15 protein-coding genes are annotated in these 22,322 nt (G+C 56.8%); 6 read left to right on the top strand and 9 right to left on the bottom strand.

Annotation, left to right across the window (positions count from 1 at the left end; translation table 11 throughout):
* Positions 1 to 249 precede the first annotated feature (249 nt).
* From Mal52_RS29395 to Mal52_RS29360, 8 genes are all read right to left on the bottom strand, one after another.
* Positions 250 to 1,467 carry an IS4 family transposase gene (locus Mal52_RS29395; protein WP_197534562.1) on the bottom strand — a complete coding sequence of 406 codons (1,218 nt, stop codon included), beginning with the start codon at positions 1,465 to 1,467 and terminating at the stop codon, positions 250 to 252.
* A gap of 123 nt (positions 1,468 to 1,590) precedes the next feature.
* Entirely contained in the window at positions 1,591 to 1,953 is a 363-nt protein-coding gene (locus Mal52_RS29390; RefSeq protein WP_145380451.1) for a SpoIIAA family protein, read from the bottom strand.
* A gap of 96 nt (positions 1,954 to 2,049) precedes the next feature.
* Positions 2,050 to 2,742: a hypothetical protein gene (locus tag Mal52_RS29385; protein ID WP_145380450.1), complete on the bottom strand. Its 693-nt coding sequence runs from the start codon at positions 2,740 to 2,742 to the stop codon at positions 2,050 to 2,052.
* Positions 2,743 to 2,886: 144 nt separating this feature from the next.
* Positions 2,887 to 3,837, bottom strand: a complete 951-nt coding sequence (locus tag Mal52_RS29380; RefSeq protein WP_145380449.1) for a sugar phosphate isomerase/epimerase family protein — start codon at positions 3,835 to 3,837, stop codon at positions 2,887 to 2,889.
* 417 nt (positions 3,838 to 4,254) lie between these two features.
* Positions 4,255 to 5,277 (bottom strand): dihydrodipicolinate synthase family protein, encoded by a 1,023-nt coding sequence (locus tag Mal52_RS29375; RefSeq protein ID WP_145380448.1) that lies wholly within the window; start codon positions 5,275 to 5,277, stop codon positions 4,255 to 4,257.
* Between the two features lie 200 nt (positions 5,278 to 5,477).
* Positions 5,478 to 5,711, bottom strand: a complete 234-nt coding sequence (locus Mal52_RS29370; RefSeq protein ID WP_145380447.1) for a hypothetical protein — start codon at positions 5,709 to 5,711, stop codon at positions 5,478 to 5,480.
* A 339-nt stretch (positions 5,712 to 6,050) separates the two neighbouring features.
* Complete coding sequence (locus Mal52_RS29365) at positions 6,051 to 6,560, bottom strand: HYExAFE family protein (protein ID WP_145380446.1); 510 nt, start codon at positions 6,558 to 6,560, stop codon at positions 6,051 to 6,053.
* A 250-nt stretch (positions 6,561 to 6,810) separates the two neighbouring features.
* A complete protein-coding gene (locus Mal52_RS29360; RefSeq protein WP_231962484.1) occupies positions 6,811 to 9,192 on the bottom strand; it encodes a DUF4159 domain-containing protein in 2,382 nt (793 codons plus the stop codon).
* Positions 9,193 to 9,669: 477 nt separating this feature from the next.
* Here Mal52_RS29360 and Mal52_RS29355 point away from each other — a divergent pair, with 477 nt between their 5' ends.
* From Mal52_RS29355 to surE, 6 genes are all read left to right on the top strand, one after another.
* Positions 9,670 to 10,383, top strand: a complete 714-nt coding sequence (locus tag Mal52_RS29355; RefSeq protein WP_145429210.1) for a CerR family C-terminal domain-containing protein — start codon at positions 9,670 to 9,672, stop codon at positions 10,381 to 10,383.
* 41 nt (positions 10,384 to 10,424) lie between these two features.
* Positions 10,425 to 11,816: an efflux RND transporter periplasmic adaptor subunit gene (locus Mal52_RS29350; protein WP_145380444.1), complete on the top strand. Its 1,392-nt coding sequence runs from the start codon at positions 10,425 to 10,427 to the stop codon at positions 11,814 to 11,816.
* Positions 11,817 to 12,047: 231 nt separating this feature from the next.
* A complete protein-coding gene (locus Mal52_RS29345; RefSeq protein WP_145380443.1) occupies positions 12,048 to 15,365 on the top strand; it encodes an efflux RND transporter permease subunit in 3,318 nt (1,105 codons plus the stop codon).
* A 127-nt stretch (positions 15,366 to 15,492) separates the two neighbouring features.
* Complete coding sequence (locus Mal52_RS29340; protein WP_197534560.1) at positions 15,493 to 18,495, top strand: outer membrane protein assembly factor BamB family protein; 3,003 nt, start codon at positions 15,493 to 15,495, stop codon at positions 18,493 to 18,495.
* A 57-nt stretch (positions 18,496 to 18,552) separates the two neighbouring features.
* On the top strand, positions 18,553 to 19,683 hold the full coding sequence (locus Mal52_RS29335) for an ROK family protein (protein ID WP_197534559.1): 1,131 nt from the start codon (positions 18,553 to 18,555) through the stop codon (positions 19,681 to 19,683).
* An 87-nt stretch (positions 19,684 to 19,770) separates the two neighbouring features.
* On the top strand, positions 19,771 to 20,469 hold the full coding sequence (gene surE, locus Mal52_RS29330; protein ID WP_145380441.1) for a 5'/3'-nucleotidase SurE: 699 nt from the start codon (positions 19,771 to 19,773) through the stop codon (positions 20,467 to 20,469).
* Between the two features lie 275 nt (positions 20,470 to 20,744).
* Here surE and Mal52_RS29325 read toward each other — a convergent pair whose 3' ends face one another.
* Positions 20,745 to 22,052, bottom strand: coding sequence for a Gfo/Idh/MocA family protein (locus Mal52_RS29325; RefSeq protein WP_197534558.1), 1,308 nt, complete (start codon positions 22,050 to 22,052; stop codon positions 20,745 to 20,747).
* Positions 22,053 to 22,322: the final 270 nt, after the last annotated feature.

The raw sequence follows: 22,322 nt of genomic DNA, 5'->3' as shown, positions 1-22,322 counted from the left end.
GCAGCGTTCCTAAGCCGGAGCTTGGGAATGAGTGATGAATCGTGCTAGAGGCTCCAGCACTGCTGGACAAGCCCAATCCTGTTCGGCTCGATTGTTGCTATTGTTGGGCGTGATGGCAAGGTGGCGGTGTGTTTGCTTGTTTTTTGGGGGAGGGCGTGGCTGCAAGGGCTGCGGTTGGTGGGGTGGGGAGTTGTCTCAGCGCAGCGTTGAGCGGCTCGTCATCTGCGGGGAGTCGCGGAGCGAGTGGGGTTAGACGCTTGTCGTGGCGTGCGGCGGCAAACGGTTTATGTGGGCCAGTAGTTCTTCTTCATCCGCCAAACCTTGGAAGTAATAACAAAGCATTTCATACGTCCGCAGCGTCGGCTTGCGGCCGGTCACTAGGCTGATCAGCAGGCAAGCGATGATCGCACAGTACGTTTGAATTTCGATTCCGTTGTCACAGTCGCTTAATAACTTGCGGCAGCCCAGCACATGTTTCAAAAACCGAAAGTACAATTCGATCATCCAGCGACTGCGATAAATCAACGCGATGATTTCCGCCGGCACGTCCAGCAAGTTCGTCACCAGCACGACGTCGTGCGTGGCAGCGGCCCGCTTGCGTCCGCCTCGCTTGGGATGCGTTTCGGCGCGAATCACCACCCGCCGCACGCGATGCTGCGGATGCTCAATCCGTCGCGATTTGGGCGAACCGAGTTGGCCGATGGCGTCTTCCAACACGCCCGCCGCCCGCGCCTCCTCGTCCAGTTCGCGAACCTCGTCAGCCGTAAACGCGCGGTCGTTGCGGATGCGGCAAACGTAGCTGCTGCCGACATCGACGATCGCGTTGAACAGCGAAAATTGTTCGTAACCGCGATCGATCACGTAGCAGCGATCCGGTTCCAATTGGCTGCGCAACACGTTTTTTTCATTGGCCGGTCCTTGGCCGCTGGCGTCGGTGACTGCCGATTTGACAGGCACGCCTTTGAGGATTTCAAAGTGCGCGTGCAGCTTAAAACCGCGATCGTTGCGGGTGGCAAAACAGGCCTGCGTGATTTGCGGCAGCTTCTTCAGCAGGCTGCCGTCGACGGCGGTCAAGGTCTGCGCGAAGTCTTTCAGCCGCGGGTCGCAGTCGGCGCGTTGCGGAGCGCGCTGGAGCAGTTCACCGGCGATTTCCCGCAGCAATTCCGGGTCAAACACACGTGCCGCTTCGGACAACGAACCCAGCGAAGCCCGTTGGCAGCCCAGCAAGCGCTGCACTTTTTTGAGTTGGCTGGTTTGTTGCATGCCGCGCAGCGAAGTGACGATCGGGTTGAACATGTACAGCAGTATCAACCCGCAATACTGATCAAAAAACAAGTCGCGATTGCCCGCTTTGTCCCGTTCGCAGCCGACGGGCCGCAAGCGTTTGAGCAGCGAAGAGATTCGTTTCAGATATTTCAGTCCGGTCAAATCCGCATCGGAAACCCGCTTCGCTTTCTTCCTGGCCACAGGGCGCCTCTCCGTCAAATTGGCAGTTATGAAAGACTACCAAAGCCCATGGCGCAAATTCCGTGCCGAACAGGATTGGGACAAGCCAGCAGTGGCACCCGGGTAGTTTCACACCGGGACATCTCATTCCTTGAGCCATGTCATGGCCGCTTCCCGGTCTCCGAATGCAAAGTGCCGCACTTCGGCCTGGACAAAATGGCTGGCGATCTTTGGTGCGATTGTGAGGAACTCACTGTCGGAAACAGCTGCGATCTTTTTCACATGGCGATGATGATTGCGTACGAATTGTACGTGAGAAACAAAAGATCCAAAGTCGTGCCACCCCGGGAAGGACTCTGCCTCGATCAGAATTCCCTGGAGATTCCCCTTCGATTCGATGTAAGGGTCAACCTCGGCAGCAATCCCTTGGAAGTCGTCAGACGTCAGAGGTGCCTGGGGAGTCAGTACGAGAATGCCTTCAGCTTCGAGCAATTTGTGATCTAGCATGAGAACGCTCTCCGAGTCAGGTGATAGTGAATCTCCTGGTTCCCAAACTCCAGTTTGGGAACCCGACTTCTCGAAGCTCTGCTTCGATGGATTCAGTTATTTTGGAATCGCGCTCTGAATGACATCAATAAAATCATGCGTGGGATGGCGATTTCGATACTCTTTTGCAAGTTCCTGCCATGCAACAAGTGAAGCGTCCTGTGAAAGCTTGCCGTCCATACTCCACAGCCAGGGAAGTGAACCATTTTCAACACCCCGTCCAATAATGCCTGACAAACTCTCACACATTGATAACATCAATATAAAAATCGCCATTTCAGGGCACGGAAATACACTGTCATCAAAGGGTGTTTTTCTATGGATGGATGTGTTCAACATGAACCGGAACGCCATCGCCGTATAGACGTCGTCAGCGCGAGCCAATACATGTTTAGTGATAATGGCTGTGCAAATCGGTGATTGAGGAATTGCCGATTCGCCCTTGAGAGCTTCATTGTGAAGTAGCAAACATGCAAGATACATTTCGAGGAACCCAGCGGTGTCATTTTTCGACACGCTGGACATCACCTCTGACAGGAACCATATCATTTCGTCATCGGGTTCAGTTGGCCATTTCCTTCTAAGCAGCGGAACAGCAATTCTATTTTTGAAAATGATAGCATCGTCATGTTCCCACTTCTTGGCAAAGTCATGTAGTTCGATTCCGAGGTTAGGCGCCTCTTTATGCATATACTCCAGAATCATATCTGGTGAGGCGTGATACATAACGCGTGAAATTGCATCAAACATGACGATGTAACACTCCTACACAGAACTGAAAAAACACGCCCCTCGTTCCCAAGCCGGAGCTGGGGAACGAGGGGAAGCGAGCTCTTTCTATTTCTCCGCGTCTTGGCGACTTTGCGTGAGTCTTTTATTGCTTACAAAACGGCACTAACGTCCGATCGCTTTGCGAAGCTGATCGATGTATTTGGGGATCTCGGTTTTCGGTTCGCCTTTCCCCTCGTACTCCAACACGACATATCCGCGGTATCCGGCATCGTCCAGAATCTTGATGATCCGATCGAGGTCCGCCGGTTCTTGCGGTCGGTCGGCTGGTTTCATGTCGACCTTGATTTGCGCGTTAACGGCATACGGCGCGATCTTGGCCAAATCGCCATAGGGGTCTGCCGTGTGGAAATTGCCGCTGTCGAAGTTCACCCCGAACCAGGGCGAATCTTGCACGCGTTCGCAGATCGCCAACAGACCGTCCGCTTCGGCTGTGATCCCCCCGTGGTTTTCGATTGCCAGCACGACTCCTTTTTGAGCGGCATAATCCAGCGATTCGTTCACACCGGCGACGCACCGCTCAAGTGCTGTCTCCATTGTCTCCCCCTGCGGGACATAGCCGGCAAAGATGCGGATCACCGGGGCGCCGATAATGGCGGCGTAGTCAATCCAGCGGCGCGTATGTTCCAACGACTTTTGCCGGGCGTCCCCTTCCGGCAGGCAGAAGTTGTTGTTGATCGCTGTGCCGGAAATATCCAACCCCAAGCGAAACGCCTGTTCCTTGAGCGAGAGCAAATAGGCGGTGTCGATTTCTCCAGGGTAATTCGCAAACCAATAACTGGTCAGTTCACATCCATCGAGATTGAGCGACGCCGCTTCGGTGATGAAATCGGGCATCGTCATCGTGGGGTTTTTGAAATCCAGATACTTGCGATACGAATAAGCCGCCAAGCTGAGCTTCATGTACGGCTTGCCGGTTCGCACGATTGGTTTGGCAGCCACGGCTTCTGGAGCGAGGACCGCGCCGCCGGCACCCGCTGCTGCGAGGGCCAAACTTTGCTTCAGAAAATGGCGGCGGTCGGAATGGGTATCGTGCGGTTGAGGTGTGACTGTCATTTTGGTTGCGAGACTCCTGTGCGGGATGAGCTAGTGGTGATTCGTAAGGATCCGGCGGAACCTCTGCACTATACCGCACCACGGGGCTCGCCGACCACCATTGCCGTCGACCTGTTGCGCGGCACTCGCTACAAACGCTCGCTCTGGGGCGCGTAGTGTGATTCGCCGCCGCAGTTAAAAAATGCCTCACGCAAAGCCGCAAAGACCGCAAAGGAGTGACCGGGAGAAACGGATTTAGAAATGACGGCTGCGAGGTGGGGATATCGTTTGTAAACGAAAAATGCTTTGCCGGTTGGGCGCGATCTACGCCAACCGATGTTCAGCGCATTGACATTGCAAATCTCTTTGCGAGCTTTGCGGCTTTGCGTGAGATTTACTTTCCTGGGCATTGGAGTTGTGCGCGACGTTCCCACCTGTTTACGCCATGCCGCGGCGCTGTAGTTCGGACAGCACGTTTTGGACGATCGCGTCGACCTCGGTGCGGTCCACCGTGTTGGCCTGGACGGGGCAGCCGCCGACCGGTTGGCCGGTGAAGCCTTGCTCGGCCAATAGGCATTGCAACGTTTTGCTGAGCATGCCGAGGTCGGTACTTTGGTTTTCGGACATCGGTTGACGGCCGGTTCCCATGTTGAAGCCGCGCAGTTCGACGGCTGCGCGGAAGCCTTCGGGGAATTCAGCCGAATACAGCATCGCGTCAAACAGCGTCACCAGGTCGTATTGCACTTGCCGCGCTTCATCCAGACGGCCGGCGGTGGTGAGGTCGTATAGTTTACGGGTGATTTCCGGCACGACACCAGAGGTGGCATTGGTTCCACCGTCGCAACCGATCAACAACAGCGGCATCAGCGCCGCATCCCAACCGGTCAAAAAACTGAACTCGGGTCGATTGGGCCGCACTGCTTGAATCATGCGAATCATGTGCGGGATGTCGCCCGAGGAATCCTTGATCGCCACGATCTTCTCGAAGTTGTCGGCCAACCGCTGTACGGTTGGCACATCGATGGGGCTGGCAAACATGGGGATGTTGTACAGCGTGACATCGACCGGAGTGTTGCGGCCGATCTCGGCGAAGTAGGCGTAGACCGATTCGGGGCTGAGCTTGTAATAAAACGGCGCGACGATTGCGACCGCCCGCACGCCCAACCCGTGGTAGAACTCACAAGCTTTGATCGTTTCCTTGACGTTGGCTTCGGCAGCTCCAGCGAGAATCGGCACGCGGCCGCGGGTCTGATCGACCATGATTTCAATAATCCGCCGCCGCTCCTCAACCGTGAAGCGGGTGAATTCCCCAGTCGAACCGTTGGGATACAACCCATGCACGCCTCGATCGATCAACCAATCGGTATAGCGACGCAGTTCCCCTTCATCGATATCGCCCTGGGCATCGAGGGGCACAAGATTGGGGGTAAAAATACCTTGGAGTTTGGCGGAATTCGACATGGGACTCACATAGTTTCCGTGTAGATAAACAACTGGGATACGCGTTTATCATAACATGCGGAGCGTGCGCGGGCAGGGGTGGCGGGGTAGGTTCCGTCGACTTTTTCGCCGGGCCGCCGTGCGGAAGCGACCGATCATCCGCGCAATCGGCAGAAGCGGCACACGTTGACGTCGTACTGCTGGTGCGACGCTGTGAGCAGTTAGACGCGGCGACTGGAGCGGCAGACGGCGAAAATGGAAATTCCGAACAAGAAAATCACGACGAAAGCGGGCAAAATAAAATCGGTCCCCGACATCGGAGTTACGGCAGCGGCTCCGCCACTCTGTGGGGGCACGTCTTGACCCCGAGCAGCGGCCGCCTGCCACAAGGTCGCCCAACCGGTGGCGGTAAAAGCGGCCAATCTCTGGCAGCATCGCCCGTTTAACCAATTCATGCGCGTATTCCTCGAGGAAGCTGTTTCATCAGCCAGCATTTATTTGACGCAATTGATAGGATGTTTAATTCGCAGATTACCTGACAGCGTCTCTTCAAAACACATCTATGAACTGCCTTTTCGCGCCACGGGAGGGCGAAGCTCCTGCTGAGCCGCAAAGGACATTTCGTGTGGGAAAATTTGGAGACCTCCCAAGACGAGGCGAGCGATCAAGTTCATCGCGGCTCGGCAGGCGTCTTGCCCTCCCAGTTTGAAGAGATGCTGTTAGATCCAGCATACGCTCCCGCGGGCGCCGGTACCAGTGGCAAATTGCAGCCGCTGCATTTTATAACAATTCGCCTATAACAATTCACCGAGCGGAACTCGCAGACGGCGAAACTCGCGACTCGGCAGGCAAACCGTGTCCCAGCCGGCGGAGCGGGTTTTCATGACCTCCAGATAGGCATCGGCCCAGACGCCGAAAAATGCATAACGGCGACCGCGAAATTCAAACAGTTCGTCGAAGTGCCGGCAATGCTTTTCGTGCACGATATGATAGGCGAAAGCCAGCAGCCCGCGAAATCCCGCGCCGAACACCTCTTGCCATTGCAACAGCGCCGGCACATCTTCGGCACCGGTCCAGTTCTCCCACTTGTGCCCGTGTATCTGCTGTCCCGAAGGAAACCGCCGCCCCTTCACATCGACCAGCAGGTTGGTCTCGCCGGGTGAATAGACAATAAAGTCCATCGACTTGAGCGAAGCGCCCTCCAAGAGCGCACGACGGCGCTCGTCGACAAAAACGTAGGGCGTCTTGCGTCCGCGCAGAAATTCCTCGAACGCCACGTCGTAGTGATTGCACCGCAGGCCCATGCTGTTCCACTCCCCGCCAACTGCGCGCAGTCGGTCGCTGAGACATTTATCTGGAAATACGCTGCCTGCGTAGCGTTTAGCCTAGTCGCAGCCGTTTCGGTTTGCAATCCAAACTGCGGTGCGATGACGTTTTCTTAGCCACAGATGGAACACGGATAAAACACAGATTAATGGGCTTGAAACCGCAACATCCCAAACCGACGGCTTGCCGTCGCATGGTGCGATCCGTGCCAGACGATGCGGCGGCGGCTTATTGGGCGATGGAATACAGCACGACGTTTAAGGCGATTTTGACAGCGTCCTCGTGGACATACCCGGCGCAGGCGACTGAGGATTGGCGTTCCAGGGCGCAACTGATGTCGAACTTGCTGTAGATGACGGCAATGCGGCCGTCGATTTCGATTCCCTCCAGCAGCGGCTCGACTTCGAAGACGTTCGATTTGAGCGTCACTTTGGTACTGCCTGATTCGGGAGCTCGTCGCTGCACCTTGCGGATGTCGAACCCGCCCAGTTGTGAGGTAAAGATCTCGTGGTCCATCGGCAATCGTTTTAGTGGCGCATCGGGATAAATCTGCTCCATCAATTCCCGGAAACTCTTATCAAACTGCGGGGCGCCGCAGCAGGCGTCAGCGAATAGGAAGCCCCCTTGGTCCAGGTACTTCCGCAGGTTCTCTTGTTCCTGGCGGCTGAATTCAAACCGGTGACGGCCATGCATGTAGAGGATGGGGTACTTGAAGATGTTGTCATCGACCGCTACCAGATCGCGCTCGGTGGTCGAGGCGACCATGCCCAATTTGTCGTTGAGAGCAAAGAGCATATTGCGCAGCGCCGTAGGAGCGGTGTTCCAGCTTCCGGCGTGGCGGATTTTGGCGACTTGCAACAAGCCCCGCGACACCTTGACCTGCGCCCCTTCATCGGCGGCCAGACGATTGTCGTCCAGTTTTTCCATCAGCTCCCGGCCAGTGGCATAGGCGATCACATTCACGCCCACCTTCATCGCCCTGAGCACCATCGAGGTTAATGCGGGGGCACGCTTCTCCGGAATACGGAGCCGCCATTTGTCCCATAAACAGGAGAGATCGTCCGGCGAATAAATGATCACCGTTCGGCAGCCGAGTTCCACACCCCACAGTTCGACCGTCTCGGAATCGAGTCGGTATTCGCTGCGATAGACTTCATGGTCGGGTCCCAGACGGACCAACTCTGCTTCCCCATCGGGGTACATTTTGCGGATCATTTCGCGGAAGCTGCGGTCAAAGTCTTCGCCGTCGCAGCAGGACTCGACAAAGATCGTGCCACCGCCGCTGACGTATTCCTTGAGCTTGCCTCGTTCCGCTTCGGTGAAGTCGTAGCCGTAGCGGCCGCTGATGAAGACGACCGGCGCTTGATGCAAATCGGTGACCGTCGCGGCGCGGCTGTCGACTTGTTGCCAAGTCAGCAATTTTGGCCATTTTTCTAAGCCGCTGATGTGTTTGGTGAGGTTGTTGACGTCGTTGTGGTGGTTGTCCCAATCCTGCTCGGTGAGGCGGCCGTTGTTATCCCGCGGCCCATATTTGAGTTTATTGACCAAGACCGGCGCCAGTCCCTTGGAGAGAAACAGCAGGGCGAACGATGTGGAGATGATTTCGTCCTCCATATGCCCGCTTCCCTTCCAGCTTCCGGCGATCGTCGCCTGTCGCGCCACCAGATACTCGGCTCCTTCGCGGTACCAATCGTGCTGTCCGAAAAATCGTCGCGCGCTGAGCCGTCCGGCTCGCTCCAGACCGTAGAGATAATAAAGCTGCCACGTGTGAGCTTTGGGGTTCATGCCGACGGCGAAATTTCGTGTCATCCATTCGACGCCCCGTTCGAGTGCTTTCAGATAGGGATCCTCTTCCGGGGTTCCGCAACAAATCGGATGGCCATCCTCGTCGATTTCGTTGGCATCGTCGCTGAGCATGGAATGCACGATGACCATGCTGGCAATTCCGGCGACCGTCATGCTGCCGGTACTCGACTTGGATGTGAGGGAATAGCCCCAACCACCGTCGACGTTTTGCGCGCCAAGCCAATGTGCTCGAATCCGCTCCCAGGTTGCGGTGCTGACTTCCACCCCGTATTCCTGTGCGTCGCGCAGTGCTAACACCGCATATTGGCTATTGCTATTGTCTCCTCCCTGAATATTCAGTCGGCCGCCGGGTGCAGTACCGTACGACCACCCGCCCCGTCCTTCGCCGCGGCGGATTTGGCTGTCTTCCAATTTCTCCACCAATGCCGCAATCAGCGCGGCATCCCGTTTGCCATCTTTGGCGGCAGCCAGTGCCATGATCATCAACGCGACTTCGTAGGTGCGGTTGGGCTGGGCCACGTTGCGGAGGTAGCGCAGTGTAAGCGCCATTTGTGGGTGGTCGGCTGGGACTTTGGCATTAAACAGTGCCAATGCGGTCAGGCTCGTGACACCGATGTCCCAACTCCCGCCGCTGGCCCAAGAGCCGTCAGATTTCTGTTTCCGCAACAGGAACTTCACACCGTTGTCGATCGACTCATGGACCTGATGAGCCGTAATTTCGGCCTGGGCATGACGGTGGGAGCTGGCGAGGATCGCGAGCGAACAGATCACGATCAGAAAGTGGCGGGCGATTCCGCAACGCATGTCATTTCTCCCAAAGCACGTCCGTGGAACCAAAACGGCGAATGACGTGTCCAAAGTGCGTGTCTTCAAACTGGGAGGGCGAGGCTCCCGCCGAGCCGCGATGAACCCTATCGCTTGCCACGGCCATGGAAAACTTTACCCTTTTCCCGCTAGACGCCCCGATGCGGCTCAGCAGGAGCTTCGCCCTCCCGTGACGCGATATGGCAGTCTGTAAAACGTTTTTTGAAGTCACGCTCTTAGGACATCATAACACTCCCCTGGGTGGCCAACAACAAAAACCGCAAACCCTGCAGGGTGAAGGGGGTTGTGGATTGGAATCTTAAGAAAACGGCGAGAGGAGCGAATGAATTCACGAGGAGGGGGATTGGATTGGGGAGGTTGGAAAAGAGGGGAAGTGATCTTGACGTTGATCAGCTGTTTAATACAATTGTTTCAAACGCCTGTTTGATTCACGCTTCTAGACAGCCTCTCTTTCCTATGTCCACAGACGATACTCGAACTCGAATTCTCAATGCGGCTGGCCCCGTCTTTGCGGAGAAGGGCTTTTCCGATGCGACGGTGCGCGACATTTGCCAGGCGGCGAATGTGAACGTCGCCAGTGTGAATTATCATTTCGGCGACAAGGAGCAATTGTATATCGCGACGGTGACACAGGCCCGTGAGTTGAGGGTGCGGCAGGTTCAGTTTCCCGTCTGGTCAGAGGAAACCTCTCCGGAGGAAAAGTTACGTGATTATTTGAAGACGATGATCACGCGGATGTTGGGGACGAATCAGGCGCCCTGGCAGGTGACATTGATGATGCGTGAAGTTTTGCATCCCACGGCTGCTTGCAAGGCGCTGGTCAAGGATCATTTTCGACCCGACTTTGATTTGCTGGTGGGGATTTTGCGGGAGATCATGCCTGAGGAGACTCCTGATTTCAAATTGCATCTCATCGGTTTCAGTATTCTGGGCCAGTGTTTGAATTACCGGGTGGCGGGTGAAGTGGTCTCCATCATGATAGACGAACAAGAGCGACGGGATCATTACAGCGTGCCGCAACTCGCCGAGCATATTGCCGAGTTTTCATTAGCCGCTTTGGGCTGTATTGCGCCTTATTCGGAGCGGACGACGTCAGAATCGGGGCGAAATATTCCGGCCCCCAACCATTCCCACGCTTCGACGTCTGCGCGTCGTAGCGTTTCGCGTTAACCAAGTTTGAGTCTCAATCGTTTGAAGGTTGTTTCCCTACGATGAAATTTCTCCGTTACCTCATCTTGCGGATCGTTTTGCCGGTTATCATTTTGATAGGCGGCATCGTTGGGTTTCAGGTTCTGAGCGCGCGTCCCGAGATGGTGATCGAAGAGGAACAGGCCCAGATGGATCCTCTCGTCGAGTGGGCTTCGGTCGCGGCGCATGAGTCGGGATTGGACATCGAAACCGATGGTGTCGTCGTGCCGCATCGAGAGATCTATCTCTCTGCCGAAGTGGCGGGACGCATTACGTTCAAGTCGGACGAGTGCAATTCGGGTAACTATGTGGAGGCGGGGACGCTGTTGTTGGAAATTGATCCCCGCGACTACGAATTGGAAGTTCGCCGGTTGAGCAAGGAGATCGCACAAGCGGAAGCGGATTTGTTGGAGAACGATGTCGAGATCAAAAATGCCGAGGTGCTGGTGGCATTGAGCCAGGAAGACTTGGTGCTGCAAGGACAAGAAATGAAGCGGGTGGAGGATCTCTCCAAGCGGGGGGTGATCACTGAATCGGACATCGACGTTGCCAAGCGCGACGAGTTGGCCGCTCGCAATAAAGTGCAGGTGCAAAAGAACCTGTTGACGTTGCAAAAATCCCGCCGCCAGCGATTGCAAAGCGCGCTGGAATTGAAGGGGACACAATTGGAGAAAGCCCAATTGGACCTGAGCAGAACCAAGATCACAGCTCCACTGAGCGGAGTGATTGTCGAGGATTTGGTGGAGACGGACACGCACGTCACCAACGGCACACAACTGGTCCGCATCAATGATTCGTCAACCGCTGAAGTGAAGTGCGGCTTAAAGATGGACGAACTATTTTGGATCTGGAATCAAACGGGTGAGCGGTATGTGAGCGATCAGGCTATGTCGGCGGCCGCTACATTTGAGATTCCTGAAACACCGGTGACAGTCACCTACCGATTGCTGGGCCGCAATTTTCATTGGCAAGGGGTTTTATCACGGTATGAGGGGACGGGGCTCGATATTGCGACGCGCACGATCCCTTGCCGCGTTGTGGTTAAAAATCCTCGCGACGTCCGCATCACCGACGATCAAGGGCGACCGGTGGACTTTCACGGACCGCGGGCAATGGTCACCGGCATGTACACCACAGTCCGCGTTCACGCACAGCCGACAGCGCGGCTATTGAGCGTCCCTGAAAGCGCGGTCCGGCCGGGCAATCGCATTTGGGTGGTGCGGGACGGCGTCCTCTCCATCGAAACCATCCAGCCTGCCGAGACCCTCGATGGGTCGGTCGTCCTTCCGGCAGCATCGTCCAAAATCGAAGCCGGCGACCATGTCGTAACCTCGCCGCTCGCAGAGGTCCGCAACGGCATGAAAGTCCGCGAATCGACTCAACCAGTGGCCACGACGACTCCCGAAATAAACTAACCACACGAATCACAAACCGACCGTGGGGTGCGTCACGACGCACCTTTCGATGCAGGACAAACGATCATCGAATGACAAACCGAGTGCCGCACACGCATTGACGAAAAGAATTTGCCACAGAGTACACAGAGAGCACAGAGGAAGAGATAGCCTTTCCACCGCTTTCTCTACCAGGAAAAACCTCCCTACGGTCTACAGTCCATAGCCTTCAGCCTATCTACCGACATCGCCATGAAATCGATCATCCGTTGGGCCGTCTCCAATTCTCCCGCCATGAACACGTTGATGATTGGCGTGCTCCTGATGGGGAGCGCCAGTCTGTTCATGATGCGCCGTGAAGTCTTCCCCGAATTTGAAATGGAAGTCATCTTGATCACCGTGCCGTATCCCGGCGCGAGTCCCGATGAGGTGGAAGAGGGGATTTGCCAGAAGATCGAAGAAGCGGTGCACTCGATTACGGGTATTAAAAAGAAGACAGCCGTCGCACGCGAAAGTTTTGGGTATCTGATTCTGGAATTGGAATCGAATATTCCCGACGTGCAAAAGACGCTGGCTGAAGTGCGCTCGGAAATCGACCGGATTCCCAGCTTTCCCGAATTGGCCGAAGATCCGGAAATCAAGCAGATCACGTTTCGGCAACCAGCCATTCGCGTAGGGATCTTGGGGACTGCCGACGACTCGCCTGATGCGGCTTTGAGACTGCGCGAGGTGACCGAACAGGTCCGCCGCGACTTGCTGCAACTCCCCTCCGTGTCGCAAGCGAATATCATTGGCGGCAAAGATTATCAGATCGATATCGAAATCTCGGAGACGGCGCTGCGCAAGCATGGCTTGTCGCTGGGACAGGTTGCCGAAATCGTGAGACGGCAAAATCTGGAATTGCCCGGCGGGAGCATCAAAACCGATTCTCAAGAGGTGCTGCTGCGTGGGAAGAACAAACAAACCATTGGCGAAGAAATCGCGAAGATTCCGCTCGTCACGCAGTCGGGCGGAGTGGTGCTGACCATCGACGATCTGGGGAACGTGCAGGATGAATTCGCCGATATGACGGCCGAGACAGTCATCAATGGGCGGCCCGGTTTGCTGATTTCCGTCGACCGCACCGCCAGCGAAGATTTGCTGGCCATCGTCAATGAAGTCAAGGAATACACGGCTCGCCAAGAGGTCCCCGCTGGGTACGAATTGCGAACCTGGCGCGATCGATCGGTCGACGTGCGGGATCGTATGGACTTATTGACCCGCAATGGTCTGCAAGGATTGGCGCTGGTCTTTTTGGTGTTGGCCCTGTTTTTGGAATTGCGGCTGGCGTTTTGGGTCGCGTTGGGAATTCCCATTGCCATCCTGGGGGCCAGTGCGGTGTTGTTATTTACCGGACATACGCTCAACATGCTGACGATGTTCGCGTTTTTGTTGGCGTTGGGGATCGTAGTCGACGACGCGATCGTCATTGGCGAAAACATCTATGCGCATCGCCAACTGGGCAAGCCGCTGCTGCAAGCGGCTATCGACGGAACAGCGGAGGTGGTCCCCGCGGTGGTCGCGTCGGTCGCCACCACGATCATTGCGTTTTTGCCGCTGATGTATGTCTCGGGGGTGATGGGCAAATTCATTGCCGTGATGCCGGTTGCCGTGATTGCCATGTTGGTCATCTCGCTAGTGGAGAGCAGTTTTGTGTTGCCTTGCCACTTGGCGCACAAACGGGGCATGTTTTTGATGGTGGTCGAATGGCTGCTCTATCCGTTTCGTCCCTTGGCGATCATGTTTGGCTGGATGAACCGGTACTGCATTCGGCTCTTGGATTGGTTCATCAAGCGTGTGTATGTGCCGACGTTGCGCAAGTCGGTCAATAACCCGGCCATCGTGATCAGTGGCGCCATTGCGTTGATGATGATCTGCTTCGGCCTGATCGCTGGCGGGATCGCTCCTTGGAGCATCTTTCCCAAATTGGACAGCAACACCATCATCGCCAAGGTGGTCTATCCCGATGGCACGCCGAGTTCAATCACCGACGAGGCGACCCAGCGGATGGAGGAGGCCATCGTAAAAATCAATCAAAAGTACGCCGACCAGGGTATGAATTTGGTCGACTTGCGGCGGCGAACGGTGGGGAGTGTCAGTACCGATGGGCCGATCGGCGCGGGTGGGCAATCCACCGGCAGCAACGTGGGTGAAGTCACCATCGAACTCGTCCCGCCCGAACAACGATCGATTGTCAGCTTGGATATTGTCAAAGAGTGGCGAGAGGGGTGCGGAGAATTTCCCGGCGCGCAAAGTGTGTCGTTCCGTAGTCCGAGCATGGGTCCCGAAGGCTTGCCGATCGAATTCCGACTGCTGGCCGATGAGTCCCACTTCGCCTCGCTGGAAGCTGCCGTCGAAGAGTGTAAAACACAATTGCGAAAATATCCCGGTGTCGCCGACGTCGCTGACGACTCGACGCCGGGGAAATGGGAATTTCAGATCAAGGTTAAGGAAGATGCGCAAGCCATGGGCGTAACGGTTGGCGATTTGGCCGAAACCGTGCGCAATTCCTATTACGGGGCCGAAGTCATGCGGCTGCAGCGGGGGCGGCATGAAGTCAAACTCATGGTCCGTTATCCCACCGAGGAACGTCAATCGCTGACGAACTTCAACGACATTCGCGTGCGTACCGATGACGGCGCCGAACGTCCGCTGACGGAATTGGCCGACATCACCGTCGCCCGCAGCTATGGCGAAATCAACCGCATCGATCAAATGCGGTCCATTACCGTCACGGCTGACATGGATGAGCAAGTCGGCAATACGTCACAAACGATGGCGGCGCTGCGCAGCGATTATATGCCGAAACTATTGGCCAAATATCCCGGTGTTTATGCCCGCTACGAAGGGGAAGCCGAGCAAACGCAAGATTCGGTGACCAGCATGATGCAAGGCTTCGTCGTTGCCGTGCTGGGGATGTTTGTTTTGTTGACGGTCCAATTCCGTTCTTATCTGCAGCCGTTGTTGATTCTGGCGATCATCCCCTTTGGCATGATCGGCGCCGTGATCGGGCATGCGTTCATGGGATTGCCGATCTCGCTGTTTAGTCTGTTCGGCCTCGTGGCGTTGACGGGTGTGGTGGTGAATGACTCCATCGTCTTGGTCGACTTCATCAATAGTCGCCTCGGAGATGGGTTGCCGCTGAAGACAGCGCTTTTAGAAGCCGGGGAACGCCGTTTTCGCCCCGTGTTGTTGACATCGGTCACCACGGTGGCCGGACTGGCGCCGATGTTGGCCGAAACGTCGTTTCAGGCACAGATTCTAATTCCGATGGCGGTCAGTTTGTGCTTTGGTTTGATGTTGGCCACCGTGTTGGTCTTGTACCTCGTGCCGGTGTTCTATCTGGTGTATTACAAGACGACGATGTGGTTCGAATCGATCATGCAGCACGATGACGAACTCGACGATCAACCCGCGGCGGAACCAGAATCCCCGCTCCGCAAACCGAACTACGTCAATGGAAACCAAGAGGGCTGGCCAGCGGGGGATGAGAAACCCCAAGTCACCGATCAACCGGCCACTGTCAAATAGGCAGCCCCTCACGACTTTGCTGCGCAATACCAGCGGTCGTAAGCCTGGGTTTCGGCGACCTGCGACGGGCGGTATATTGGAGGGATCAATTCGTCTTTGCATCCTCCCCTGCGAAAAGGTGCACTCCATGCTGCGCAATTTCCTGATACCCGCCCTCCTGGTTCTGTTCGTCTCGCCATTGTCCGCTGCCGATTGGACGCAGTTTCGCGGCAACGCCGCGCGCGACGGTTACACGGCAGACAGTCTGCCGGCGGAACTCTCGTTGGCCTGGGTGCATCACCCGGCACATCCACCACAAACGGCTTGGCCGCGCGATGACCGTATGCTGTTCGACCGTGCGTTTCACGTTGTAGCTGCGGGGGACACCGTTTTTTACGGCAGTTCCGCCGACGGACAGATTCACGCGCTCGACGCCGCCACGGGGCAAGAAAAATGGACGTTTTATACCGACGGCCCGGTGCGGTTTGCGCCGGTGGTTTGGCGGGATCAAGTTTATGCCGTGAGCGACGACGGATACTTATACTGCCTGTCCGCTGCGGACGGGTCATTGATCCGTAAGTGGCGCGGTGGTCCTGAGGATGACATGGTGTTGGGCAACGGCACGTTGACGTCGCGTTGGCCGGCGCGGGGGGGGCCGGTCATTGTGGAGGACACGCTGTATTACGCGGCCGGGATTTGGCAGTCGGAGAAGGTCTTCCTGCACGCGCTCGATTTAACGACCGGTGAAAGCGTCTGGACGAATGGTGAATCGGGCCAGATCGAAATGCCGCAGCCACACGGTGGAGCGAATGCCAACAGCGGCATCTCCGCACAAGGGTATGTGGTTGCTGCCGGTGATCAATTATTCGTCCCCACAGGCCGCGCGGTTCCAGCGGCGTTTCAACGGACCGACGGTGCGTTTCAATATTATCATCTGCAAAAAAACGGACACACCGGCGGCACCTCGACGATGGCCTCCGGACCATTTTTCTATAACGGCGGACTGGCGTTTGTGGCGAGCGACGGTGAGAAAGCCGACAAGCTAGGCGCTGGTGCTGTGGCCGCGTTCCCCGAGGGTCTACTCCACGCCGATGGCCATACGCTGCGAGCGCTCAAGCCGGTAGAAACCACCGAACCGGATCGTCGCGGTCAACCGCAAACGAAAATGACGCACAAAGAATTGTGGAAGGCGGAGAAGATTCCCGGCGGGACCTCATTGATCGTCGCCGGTGACACCATTGTTTCCGGTGCCAGTGACAGCGTCGCCACCTTCAGGCTTGAGGACCGAGAACAACAATGGACGGCGCAGGTCGACGGCAAGCCGTACGGATTGGCGGTCGCTGCGGGGCGCTTGTACGTCAGCACCGATCAAGGCACGATTTATTGTTTTGCCGCAGCCAGTCCTGACGAAACAAAAACGGTCAAGGCCGAACCACAAGAAACGGCCGCCGATGAATTGGTTGCCAAAGCAGCAGAAGAGATTATCAAAACGACCGGTGTGACGGCCGGGTATTGTGTCGATTTTGGTTGTGGCGATGGGCGGTTGGCGTTGGAATTGGCCAAGCAAACCGACTTAATGATCTTCGCGGTCGATTCCGATCCCGCGAACGTCGCCGCTGCCCGTCAGCTCATCAATGCCGCCGGACTGTACGGGACACGCGTCACCGTGCATCAACGCGATCTCGCGGCGACGACCTATCCCAAGTATTTCGCAAACCTGATCGTCTCGGGGCGTTCCGTGGCTGGCGAGGAGATCGCCGAGGGCCAAGACGAAATCGCTCGGTTGCAACGGCCCTATGGCGGGATGGTTTGCCTGGGTGCTCCGGGCGAAATGTCCGTTAAAACGCGCGGCGCACTGGCCGATGCGGGGCAGTGGACGCATCAATACTCAAACCCGGCCAACACCTGTAGCAGCGTCGACACGATCAAAGGCCCGCTCAGCATTCTATGGTTTCGCGACGTCGCTCTGGAGATGCCGCAGCGTCACGGTCGGGGACATGCTCCGCTGTTTCATCAGGGGCGGTTGTTTGTCGAAGGCATGGATGCGCTCCGCGCGGTCGATGCCTACAACGGACGCACGCTGTGGGAATATGCACTGCCCGGCGTGCAGCGAGCCCACGACGCCGATCACCTGATGGGCACCGCCGGCACCGGCAGTAATTTCTGCGCCGCCGGAGACAGTGTGTTCGTTCGCAGGGATGATATTTGTGTACGACTCGACGCGGCGATCGGCGAAGTGCTGACGCGTTACGAAGCCCCTCAATCGCCCGAAGGCAAAAAAGGGAAGTGGGGCTACATCGCCTGCGAGGATGGCATTCTATTCGGGTCGGTGGTCAATGAGGACCACATCGTGCAACATTCCTGGAAGCCGGCCGATATGAGCGAACTCTTCACCGAGTCGAAAATGCTGTTCGCCTTCGACGTCGAGAGTGGTGAAAAGTTATGGCAATACGATGCGCAGGAATCGATACGCAACAACGCGATTGCCATCGGCGACGGTCAGGTCTTTTTGATCGACCGCGCCTTAGCCCCCGGCGACCGGTTGGATCAAGCGGAGAAACGCCGCGGCAAGACGGATATGAAACCGGCCGAGCATCCGACCGGCGAATTGGTGATTTTGAATGCTCGCAGCGGCAAGATCAAAATGAAAAACGACAAGGACATTTTCGGAACGGTCCTGGTCTTCAGCGAAGCAAACGACATGCTGCTCATGAGCTACCAACCGACGCGGTTTCGTCTGCCGTCGGAGGTGGGAGGCCGCATCGCTGTGTTTCGTGCTTCGGAAGGGTATCGCGTGTGGGACAAACCGATGAAATATGTCACCCGTCCGCTCGTCACTGACCGCACCATCTATACCCAAGGCGGCGCCTGGGACTTGCTGACGGGAGAAACGCAGCCATTTGAATTCAAACGTTCCTATGGTTGCGGACAATTGGCTGCTGGGAAAAACATGTTGTTGTTCCGTTCAGCGACGTTGGGATATTTGGATTTGTCACGACCCGAAGGACGCGAGGACTTTGGCGGGATTCGCCCCGGCTGCTGGATCAATGCTTTGCCGGTCGGCGGATTGGTGCTGCTGCCCGATGCCTCAGCCGGTTGCCGCTGCAGCTACCAAAACCGCGCCTGGGTCGCATTTCAAGGCAGCGATTGATTCGCTGAAAACCAGTTTCAAAATCCAGTTTCGATTGTTCTGGAGACTCGCATTTTCGTGTCAGCGGAACGCGTCAAAGGGTTTGAAACGACCTGTAGCAAACATTCCGGCGCGACCGGTGGGGAATCGAACATGACGGACAAACCGGCCTATGCGCTGGGAGTGGAAATCGGTGGCACGAAGCTGCAAATCGGCTTGGGGACTTTGGACTCCGAGACGATCGAACAGTTGTGGCGCGCCGATATCGATGCGACGCAAGGCGCCGAACGTATCCGCACGCAGATCGCGCAAGGCGTTGACGAATTACTCAAGCCGCGCGGCTTGCAACATGGCGACGTCGCCGGCATGGGCATTGGATTCGGCGGACCGGTCGATGCGGATCGCGGGTGTACGATGACCAGCCATCAAGTCGCCGGTTGGGATGATTTCCCGATTGTTGATTGGGCGGCAAAGACGCTGGGAATTCCCGGAATCTTGCAAAACGACGCCGACACCGCTGCGCTGGCCGAAGCGCATTACGGCGCCGGCCGGGGATTCGATCCTGTGTTTTATATCACCGTCGGATCGGGGATTGGCGGCGGTTTGATTCTGGGGGGCCAGGTTTATCGCGGGAGTGGTCGCGGAGCGGCTGAGATCGGACATCTGCGGCCCGGCAACGTTCCCCGCCACCTGCCCTACCCCGGCACCACCGTCGAACAAATCGCCTCCGGTTTCGGCATCACACAGCGCGCACGACAAGCGATTGCCGATCATACAGCAGCCGCCTCCTTCGCCGCTGCTCACCGCACCGCCGCTGCGCCGGATATGATTGCCCAGGCCGAACCATCCGCGCCGGCCAGTCGTCTCTTGGAATTGACCGGGAATGATCCTGAGAAAATCACGACCAAGCACATCGCCACAGCTGCGGCGGCGGGAGATCCATTTTGCCGCGGACTGCTCAACGACGCGACCGACACTTTGGGCTGGGCGATCGCACAGGTCGTGACGTTGGTCAATCCCGCACGGATCGTAATCGGCGGGGGCGTCTCACTGATGGGGGACACCTTGTTTTTTGAACCGGTCGGTGCCGCATATCGCAAACATGTCTTTGCACCGTTTGCCGACGTCGCACAGATCGTCCCTGCGGCGCTGGGTGAGGAAGTCGTGATTCACGGAGCATTGGCTTTAGCCCGCGATGCGTTTTCCTGAGTCACTGCGCAATCCGTTATAGTGCCGACCCGGCTGGCTTCGGCAAGCGTCTCTTCCCCAAAACTCCCTTTCAAGAAACAAACACTGATGAAACTTCTGCTGACCAACGACGACGGAATCCATGCCGACGGGTTAGCGGCATTGGAGCGGGCGGTCAGTGGATGGGGTACAGCCACGGTCGTTGCACCGAACGAGCCTTACTCTGGTTGCGGGCATACCGTGAATGTCTTTCGGCCGTTGTCCTTAACCGAAGTCGCTCCCGGACGACTGGCGCTCGATGGTTCACCCGCCGACTGCACGCGGATCGGTGCCACGCAAATCCTACCCGATGCAACGTGGGTTCTGTCAGGCATCAACGAGGGGGGAAACCTGGGCATTGACGTGTATATGTCCGGCACCGTTGCCGCTGTCCGCGAAGCGGTCCTGTTGGGCAAACCGGGCATCGCTTTTTCGCAATATCATCGGGGTATCGTAGCCATTGATTGGGCGGCCGCCGAAGTGATGGCTCGCCGCGTCCTGGAATTACTCGCTCCCCAACCGCTGCCACCGGGCGCTTATTGGAACGTCAACTTCCCCGCACTCGACGACGACTCCGCAGCGGAGCCGGAAATCGTCTTTTGCCCTTTGGACACCAGTCCCCATCGGTTGGAGTACGATTGCCGGGAAGGGAGCTATCACTATGTCGGTAGCTATCACGATCGTCCGCGACAACCAGGACACGATATCGACGTCTGTTTCTCCGGCCAAATTGCCGTGACGAAGGTGGTGCTCGAAGGGGGCGAATGACGTCTGGCTGTTTTCACAGCCGACTGTCGTGGGGCAGCAATCACAGGGTGGCAGCGATTGCCATCGGCAATCGGTGTGCCGTAGGCACAAGACGCAGCAATTTCAGCTGTCCCTGCCAGCGAGAGTTTGCTTGTTTTAGAGCGCGGAAATTGCGGCTTCGTGCGGGCTGCACCCGCCCCGATGTCTGCGCCATCGCGGCTACCCTGGAGACTTAGAGAATGACTGCGTCTTTGCTCACAACTTTTTCGACGCACTCTCCCCCGTCGCGGGCCATTTCAGGCGTCTAACTCAAATCCCGCGCGGCGGTCGCGTGATAGCCAGCGATTGGCTTCTTCGTCATCGACGAACAACTCCGCTTGCGGGTCCCATTGCAGCTTACGGCCCAGGCGCATGGCGATGTTGCCGAGATGGCAGACGCTTACGCTGCGGTGTTGGCTGGCGACGTCGGAAATCGGGGTTTCGCGTGTGACCACACAATCGAAAAAGTTGCCCATGTGATTGATGATCGCATCCAATTTACCGGCGCGTTCCGGGCGGTCCAAATTGTCATGGCCGTACAAGGCAAAATCACCACGGTTCAGCGGCTTGGTTTTCAAATCTTCGACCGGTTTTCCCGAAACGGTCCCGCGATTCACAAAAATCCGGCCCTCGTCCCCTTCAAACATCACGCCGTTGCGCCCATTGTCGGCAACGACCAGTTCCACGCCGTTGTCGTAGCGGTATGCCGCGTGATAGTTGGTTGCCACGTTATAACCGTTCTCGGTGTGGGGGAAATCGGCGGTCCCTTCAATCTGTACCGGCCCACTGTGTTGTTGGCCCATGCCCCATTGGGCAATGTCGAGATGATGCGCGCCCCAGTCGGTCATCTGCCCGCCGGAGTATTCGTACCACCAGCGAAATGTGTAATGGCTCCGCTCTTTGATATAGGGGACATCGGGGGTCGGGCCTTGCCACAGATCCCAATTGAAATGCGCCGGTGGTTCCGACACGGCAAACGGTCCGCCTACGACGTTTTTGCCAAGCACAATCGACACCCGCCGCAACTTGCCGATCCGCCCTTGCTGGACCAATTCGCAGGCCAAACGGAACCGCGAATCGCTGCGTTGCCACGTTCCGACTTGTACCACCGCGCCGGTTTCTTTGACCGCTTTGAGGATCGCCTGGCCTTCATCGATCGTCAATGTGAGCGGCTTTTCGCAATAGACATCTTTGCCCGCGCGGCAGGCATCGATCAGCATTGACGCGTGCCAATGATCCGGCGCACCGATCGTGACAACGTCAATGTCGTCACGCGACAGCAAGTCGCGATAGTTTTCATAGATGTCCGCTTTGCCGCCGAACTCTGCTTGGGCCTTATCGGCAATTTCACGATCGACATCGGCGATGGCCACAATATCGCCATGCTCCGCCGCCTTACGGGCAATCACCGAACCTTGATAGCGCATCCCAATCGATCCAATGCGGGGCCGTTCATTGGGCGATCGCGGTTTGGTTTCTGCCCCGGTGGTGAACGTATAGGGAATCAAGATCCCGGTTCCCAGTGCAGCGGAAGTTCGTAAGAAGTCGCGGCGTGTGTTAGTCATCAACCGGTCCTGTGAATTGAGCAGATCGGAGCAAACTGTTGCAGTGATGTTTACGCCATGATAGCACAATTCCAGCGAGAAATTCACCGGAGACCATATGAAACGGCTGAGTACTGCGCGTCAACTTCCTGGCAAAGTCGCGCCGTACCTGAAGGCGAGCATCCCAAGTGGCTTGCCCCTCACCCTCTGGGACAGATTGCGTTTATCCGTGGAAAATCAAGCATCGGGTGGCAGCGATTGCCAACGGCAATCGGTGTGCCGCAGGCACAA

It is taken from the genome of Symmachiella dynata, from assembly GCF_007747995.1.
Taxonomy (GTDB): Bacteria; Planctomycetota; Planctomycetia; order Planctomycetales; family Planctomycetaceae; genus Symmachiella; species Symmachiella dynata.
The sequence above is the reverse complement of the archived record's forward strand: the minus strand, read 5'-3'. Positions and strand labels throughout refer to the sequence as shown.